Origin of the sequence: Porphyromonas sp. HMSC077F02 (assembly GCF_001815465.1) — a bacterium.
GTDB classification, from domain to species: domain Bacteria; phylum Bacteroidota; class Bacteroidia; order Bacteroidales; family Porphyromonadaceae; genus Porphyromonas_A; species Porphyromonas_A somerae.
Window position 1 is genome coordinate 1 of sequence record NZ_KV820627.1, and the last position, 7525, is coordinate 7525.

The window sequence follows — 7525 nt, forward strand, 5'->3', positions numbered from 1 at the left end:
ACGAGAGATAGAGTGTACCAACCGTCAACTCAAAGCAGACCTCAATCTACGCCCCATATACCACCAAACCGATGACCGCTCCGAAGCACACCTTTTCTTCGGACTCCTCGCCTATTGGGTGGTCAATAATATACGTGTACAACTGAAAGGAAAAGGAATCAGACATTATTGGAAAGAGATCGTCCGAATAATGTCCACCCAAAAAGCAGTTACGACAGAAGCCACCAACATGCTAGGGGAAAAGGTGGTCCTCCGAATTTATAGCGACCCACCACCAAACGCCAGAAAAATCTACCAAGCCCTAAACTATACAACCCACCCATTTAGAAAAATCAAAATTTGTAGTACATAGTAACTCTTGAAAAAATGACAACCACACCAATATCAATTACTTACACTCCAATAGGGGTCAAACTTGGGTAAAAACAAGTGTCGCATCTTTTCTTAATTCATTTAGAGAAGTATTGATCCTAGTAGGGTGCCAAAATACATTACCTCTCTCAAATTGGATCCGGGCTTTGTCTGATAAATCAGCTGGCAACTCTATTTCATATCTATTGGCTGTCCCTACTTCATAGGTTTTGGCAGGATTTATGTAGTCAGGAGGAAAATAACACCGTATTTTGCGAACCAAGGGAAGCCCCTCCCATATAATATTTCCATACATGGTGACTTTCGTTCGCTTAATCTCTATCTGATGGTTTACCACATCAGCGACAGGTATCCTAACCGAGTACTCCTCCACGATCAAACCTGAATTGTCTGTTACGGTAGGGATGCGAAGCCTCATTTCAAGCATTTTCTTCTCAATATGTTCTACGATAGGCAGATCTATCTCCAGCATTCCATCCTCCCAAACCCTGACAGGCACTTCTCTACCCTCCAAAGAAGCACTCACCTCTGCGTCCTTAGGGATGAGAATGGTCTCTTTCACCCCTTGACCATCGATATGATGAAGCCCTATGAAGCGAGCTTGCATCATTGTAGAGGTATGGGTCAGGTGTATATCTTTCGGAGCGGGGTCTTCCTTATTGGCTTGGTAGAGATCTCTAAATTCGGTCACCGGTACGTCGGCAGTAAAGAGACGTGTCAATTGTGTATTATTACTTTCAGCATAGATCAGGCGGGCAGTCACTCTGACCATCTCATTTGTCGGCTCCGTACTTTCCAAGAGCGGGATAGGCAGGTAGATATCGTATTGTCCCTCAGTGGTGCCGTCTATCATACTGATTCGTCCGTGGGATGTGCTGATGAGTTCGGGCACTCTATAGGGCAAGACCTGATTATTTTGCTGACCAAATGAGTAGGTGAGTTGCCCTTTGAAACGCCCGATATTGTAGCCGGTTACCGCCTTCAGAAAGTTCGGTGCAGAGACGGTCACTGCCTCCTGCGTATCTTTCTTATTGGTCTTAAAGGGTACTGTATGCGTTCCGGGCTTATCAGCGGTATAGGTATATACGATCTCATTGACTGAGGTATGGCTGTCAATCTCCCTTCGCACCACCTTGAGAGGAAGAGTGACCCCGTCAGGGGTAAGGGTAGAGGTGGCTATCTCTACCGGGATAGGGTATAGATGTGCGGGGTAATCATCGGGGATGACGAATGAGATCTCCGCTCTCTGACCTGCGGGCAGATTGGCATCGATTATGGCGGGATCAAACCCATTGATCAGCACAGGCTCCAAGCTGAACGAAGCGTACTGTACGATCAGGATGGAACGCACCATCCGCTCTCCATCTTTCGTAACCTCAAGAATGATGCGTGCTTGCCGAGTGGCAGAACCCTCCTCCATCGCATTGATGGTGACATTGAGTACTCCGCTCGTTTTATAGTCTTCATTGATGGGTTGCCGGATCAGCGGCTTTGTCGGATCCTCCTCCACCACCTTTATCTGTACGCTTTCATTCTTCACTACGCCGGACTCTTTATAGGAAAATCGAGGAGTGATAAACGCTTCGTGCGCCCCTACATGGAAGACGGTCTGCTCCACCGAAAGACTGCGTGTGCCATCAGCCGAGTAGATAGCGGGGAAGGCATCCAGTGCATAGTCCAGTACACCGCTGTTTATAGCCAATCCGCCGGCCGCCTCCTCCTCGGTTGCCGCACCCGGGCGTTTAATTCCTTTCAGCACAATCCGGTACTGATAGTTGCGCTGAAGATGCAATTTGGTGATTTCTTCATCCCCTCCGGCATTGATCTTTTTTTGGGAAAGGTCTATCTTATAGTAGTTGACAGATCCATTAAAATTGCCCTTCAGGATGACAAAGAGGGGATTGCTGTCACTGTTGCGGGTCTCGAAAGGATAGTGGGTGGTGGCATAATCGCCCGCTTGGCTGAAGGCGGCATCGGGGGCTACGGTCAGTATCCCCTCGGCAAACTGCCCTGATTGAGGATCGAACGGTGCCACGGTTCCTCTATCCGCACTATGGTAGAGCTTGATAGAAGCATCGGTGAAAGTACTCTCGGAGTTATTCACCAATGTCACTTTGGCAAAACTGCGGAGCAGTCCGATGCTTTGTATATTGGACTGAGCCTTGATACGCCCTAATGTAAACCTCTGCCAGAAGTAGTGTCCTGCACCTTGCAGCCGGGCAACCACCTCTCGTTCGTCTTTGCCGATCAAACTGTTCTTGGTGGCTTGATCCATTTCGTAATTGGCTACGGCATGGATAATGCAGGGTTGGCTCCTTGTGTATAGCTCCGCACTGAATGTGCCTGTCACCTCTCGGGTCGCTTCTGAAATATAGAGGAGCGTGGTACGGTCGCCCGCTTGGATATGATCTTCAAAGACCATCAATAGGAGGGTTTCCACCTCTGGCTCCTCAGCTTCTCCGGATCTAAGCTTATCCCCGGGTTCAAAGGCAAGGATTTGCGGGGCAAACCTAAGTTCCACTTTGCCACCGTCCCTTTCCGGGGAGTCATCCACCTCCCGCTCCTGCTGACATCCATGTACCAACGGGAGGAGCATCAGGAGGAGGAGGAGGAGCAAACCTGACTGTCGGTGCTTTCCGCACTCGGGGCGGTATTTATTTCCTCTTATTATCATCATGCTACATCTTCATTTCTCTTACGCAACGTACTCTCCGGGGGGTGTTAGGACGAGAAGTGCCCGTAATGGTCCAGTAGTTTTCTGATTGATTGGGGACAAGGATATCCTGCCCTCCGGTTACGCCTTTCTCTTGCTTCGTACTAGTGCTGATGATTGTTAGCTCAGCCTTGGTAGGCAGTCTCCAGTCGGTTATCTCCACACCGTCCTGCCCGCGTTCTGTCAAATTGGCACAATAGGCTTTAGCATCATCGTAGGACTCGTACCCTACCCTGTCTCCACCCCCCGCACCTGTAGAAATACGATTCCAAGTACAAACCTGAAAATAGGGTGACACCTTATTTTCGTCATCTCTCGTCAGATTATCCATATCAGGATAACCGATCACAAAGTCACCCTCAGACTTGGTCAGTCTGAAAATAAACATATTGGGGTTCTCTCCCGGCTTATTTACCTTATCCGGATTTTGCTCTGTGGTGACCACTATATCGGGGTATCGAGTGATCTTCACCTTACGCTCCATCCCTGCCACGTTGATCGTGAGCGTGATGTGGTGAGGAGTGGCAATCTCTGGCACCCCTTTTCTATAGATGATTTGCCCTGCCGTACCGCCTCTCACCGTGACCTGACCCGCATCCGCCAAGTCATGGGAAATGGGGACTCCGGTAAAATGGTGGTAGGTGGTGTAATTACCCGTGACAGTGATATTGCCGGGAGTTATCTTGGTGGAGGAGGAGAAATGGATCTCCATAGAGTTGCTGTACATTTCAGCCTCTATCGGATTGATGTGGAGGTAATCCGCATTGGCTGAGGTGTCCACTTCTATCTCCTTTCCCTTCCAGTCCTTGACCGTCACACTTGATTGCACCTCGGTAGGAGTCTCCGGCTCGGGACTGCCAAGGGCATCAATATTCACCCGGATATCATAGAGACGGTTACCCAATATCTCATTGCTCCCTTCCAGCTCTTTATTGGAAAAGCTGCCGGTGTAGTAATAATAGGTCGCCTGGGAATGGTCAGGCTCAACCTTTGTGCCGTGATAGAAAGGGATCCGAATAAAGAATGCCTGCATACGAGTGGAATTATCACCGAGGCTAACGGGAAAAGTGTAGTGCGGGAAGGCTTGTCGGCGAGCGCCCCCGTATTCAGGGTCAACAAACTTCTCGGTCAAGGGGAGGTATTCCGGTTCTAACTTCAGTTCCCGCACTTGATTTCCGCTTGAGGGAAGCAGGACTCCCTTCGTATTGATCCCAATCAACATCACCTGCGGGACGCCCCAGAAGTCATCCTCAATCACCTTTCCTTCGCTATCCTTGGGATAAAGTTGCTCCATTTGCTGTGCGAAATAGCCAAACCTGTGATAGACAGATACCCGCACCTTGGCGAGATGGCGCTTCAGCTCCACTTTCCCGAAAGAGGGCATGGACCTGCGGAACGTGAAGTCGGTATGCCCCGCCATCGTAAAGGAGGGTTGAGCCTTTTTCCCGTTATCTTGATGCAAAGTGGGTAAGGAGAGGAAGATCTCTTTGAGCTGGGACAAGCTTTTGCCCGTTATATCCACATCGGCAGGCAGGTTGGCAAATCCATACACGGTGTACGCTTCTCCTTCGGTCAGTTTGTTGAGGATCTCGCTGTTGGTAAATTGGTACACGGTTTGCCCTTCGTAAACGGGTAACACTGGCAACCATACCTGGTCATCTCCTTTATAGAAAGCGATGACCAGCGAATTTATCTTATTCTCATTCAGCGTATCCACACCCATCTCTGTAGCCCTGAGAGGTGCAGAATTATCTAAGAGTACCTGCAAGCGGTAGGTGTTACTGATCTCCTCTTGATCTGCATTACTGTGGCAACCTCCCATCACAAACAGTGATAAGATCAGTGCCATACAAGCATAGCAATCAAAAAAACCTTTGATAGTTTTCATCATTTACGCTTCTGTGTCACTTTGAGTCGATTTCCTTTACCAATCCCGATAGGGCCATTCCCTTCAGGCGTGCGATCAGGATCTATCTCTTGATTGTACAACACAAGGTACACCTCTGTGGTTCGATCTGTATCACCTTGCGGACGTCTGGGGACAATGGTAATCACATTCTCCGCCCCGGCAGAAGCGATACCACCGGAGGGTGTCCCCTCCTTAAAGGCAAAGTCAAGTCCATTGGTAAGGGTTGCATGCCACGTCACTCCGACCGGCTGGAGAATGCGGAAAGTCAATTGCACTTCGCTCTCCTTAGTCGTCAGGGTAGAATTGTCATCCTTCCACTTGGGTGGTTCGACCATAAAGATGTTATCCTGATTGAGAAACCCTTTCTTGTACTCATGATAACTCCAAGGCACTCCCTCCACCTCCAATTGTATGCCCGCTGTGGAGAGGCGTACCGTCACATGCTGCCCGGCCTGGAATTTAGTACCGTTCAGATCCACTTCATAGGAATAGGTATCACCGCTTTGGGTGCCGAGGGTCACTTTCAGCACGGCTCCGGCAGGCATCGTACCCGGCAGGATAAAGAGGGGTGGCTCTAAAGTAATGCTCTCGCCTGAGGTGTGCGAGGCATTCGGCTGAAACAGGTAGTTGGCAGACCCTGAGACTTCATTCCATCCACCCTTTGATATATCATAAGTTCCTTGGGATGGGATGCCTGACAGCTCGATTGACTTTACTGTACACGTATAAAGATCGGTGTGTGTGGCAAAGCTTAGTGCGGTGAGGATGTGCTTGAAAGCAAGCGTCACCTGATCATTTCTATTGGCAGGGATATTTGTCTGCTGAGCCACTACCAGATCCACCTGCTTGGCTATATCTTCAGGAACAGCGTATTGAAGCTGATGACCAGTAAATTCTCCTGCTCCGTAGGGGGCATAGGCGAAGAAGGAGAAATTGCGGGATCCATTGCCTAACCAAAGATAACCGCTATTGTAGCCCTTCTCCGATTTCAGCTGCAGGTTATGGAAGTAAATGGAAGAAGTGGTGACCGTTGACCAGTCACCATCGTGCAGATAGGCGGTCACCCCCATCCCTTGATCGGGGTAGAAGTTGTTCGTCGTGGCAAAACGGCCGCTTCGGAAACCACTTGTGGCTATGCCAAAGCTGATCTTCTGCTGGTCAGGAGTGGAACGCGGCTCCTCTCCCCGGCACCCCCAGAGGAGTGCCGCTACCAGCCCTATAGCCACCGTCCATACCGCTGCTTTTATTCTTCTCATCACTTTCACTTTTAGTTCCCATGGGGCGGTTCAGCGCCCCATGGGATAAATCAGTGGGAGTTGCTCCACTTGATCAATTTAAGGGGCAGGGGTTACCATAGGAGTGGAGACCTCTGAATCCACGTAATCCTCAACCGTCACTTTGAACTTGATCGGACCGCCGAGGATCGGATTACCCGGCTTGGCAGGTGTCACAGGCGTATCATTAATAGTCACATCGGTGGGGAGGTCGGTAGGCTTGCCTTCTGTCAGGGCAGGATCTTCGTAACCGCATCCCTCCGAGAAGTCAAGAGTAATGATGTACTTCTTGCCGGCTTCTAAACCATCTGCGATGCTGAAAGGAACCGCCGCAAAAGCATATTCGCCTGCAGTAGTGGGGTAGATAGCCGCACCCTGGTCATTGGTGATGTTCACCAATACACCTAAGTAGTTCCCCCCATTATCAGCAGCAGGGTCGGCTAATTGCTCTGCCTGGTTCCAAGCGGTCAAAGCCTGTGGAATGAGGCGGAAGTTGCCGTTACCTGCATTCATAATGGAAGTGGCGGTACCGCTAAGGGTTACCACCGTCTTGGAACCGGCGCCAAAGCTCTTCACTGCGGAAAGGTCGGCATAAGCACTATTGGCAATAGGAGTGCCATCCAGCTTGGCTGGGTATGTAAAGGTAGCCTTGCTATTGACACGACCGATCTTCACACCTGCTACCTTTACAGTATAAGCCGTATTGGTATTCATAGCTTTAACCTCAATCTGTGAGAGGAGGTGCTTGAAAGTCATAGCCACACCGGAGGCTTCGTTTGCGGCTCTTGTACCTGAGTTACGCGCCGCGATTACATCCACCTGATCTGCTACAGCTTCCGATGTCGTAAGATTGATCTTCTGTGCATCCTTGGTTACAGCTGCGGTGCCGTAGGTGCCCAAGTTGGCCCAGGCAACGAAGTCCAGCTCATAATTAGGCCAGTAGTAGGTCTTTCCTTGGGTAAGCCAAAAGCCATCCACTCCGGACTCAGGCTTCACATTGACATCTTTGAAAAACTCGGCGTTGTTACCGTAAGCATTCACGGTAAATCCATCTGTGGCAAGCCCGTCTCTATCCATATCCGCGGCACGCACGTTATGGTTTACGAAAGGTCTGAACGCCAAAGTGCCTTGCACATCAGGCTCCACTCCACTCTTACTGTTACAAGCGGAGAAGCCGAGCAGTGTAGCTGCGGCTACAACGGTCCATAGTAATCTTTTCATCTTAACCCAAGTTTGCCCCCTAGAGTATATTTTGGG

The 7525-nt window shown here is 49.9% G+C and carries 4 protein-coding genes and 1 pseudogene; 1 reads left to right on the top strand and 4 read right to left on the bottom strand.

The annotated features are described in order from the left end of the window. Window positions 1-352, top strand: a pseudogene (locus HMPREF3027_RS09650) (transposase); the annotation flags it as partial. A gap of 57 nt (window positions 353-409) precedes the next feature. On the opposite strand, the gene HMPREF3027_RS00380 reads toward HMPREF3027_RS09650, so the two are convergent. From HMPREF3027_RS00380 to HMPREF3027_RS00395, 4 genes are all read right to left on the bottom strand, one after another. After that, window positions 410-3049: a hypothetical protein gene (locus HMPREF3027_RS00380; protein WP_070706317.1), complete on the bottom strand. Its 2640-nt coding sequence runs from the start codon at window positions 3047-3049 to the stop codon at window positions 410-412. Between the two features lies 1 nt (window position 3050). Further along, window positions 3051-4934 carry a fimbrial tip adhesin FimD gene (locus HMPREF3027_RS00385; protein WP_141756200.1) on the bottom strand — a complete coding sequence of 628 codons (1884 nt, stop codon included), beginning with the start codon at window positions 4932-4934 and terminating at the stop codon, window positions 3051-3053. Window positions 4935-4972: 38 nt separating this feature from the next. Beyond that, window positions 4973-6250, bottom strand: a complete 1278-nt coding sequence (locus HMPREF3027_RS00390; protein ID WP_070706319.1) for a fimbrillin family protein — start codon at window positions 6248-6250, stop codon at window positions 4973-4975. A 78-nt stretch (window positions 6251-6328) separates the two neighbouring features. Further along, window positions 6329-7489: a fimbrillin family protein gene (locus tag HMPREF3027_RS00395; RefSeq protein WP_083317445.1), complete on the bottom strand. Its 1161-nt coding sequence runs from the start codon at window positions 7487-7489 to the stop codon at window positions 6329-6331. Window positions 7490-7525 lie beyond the last annotated feature (36 nt).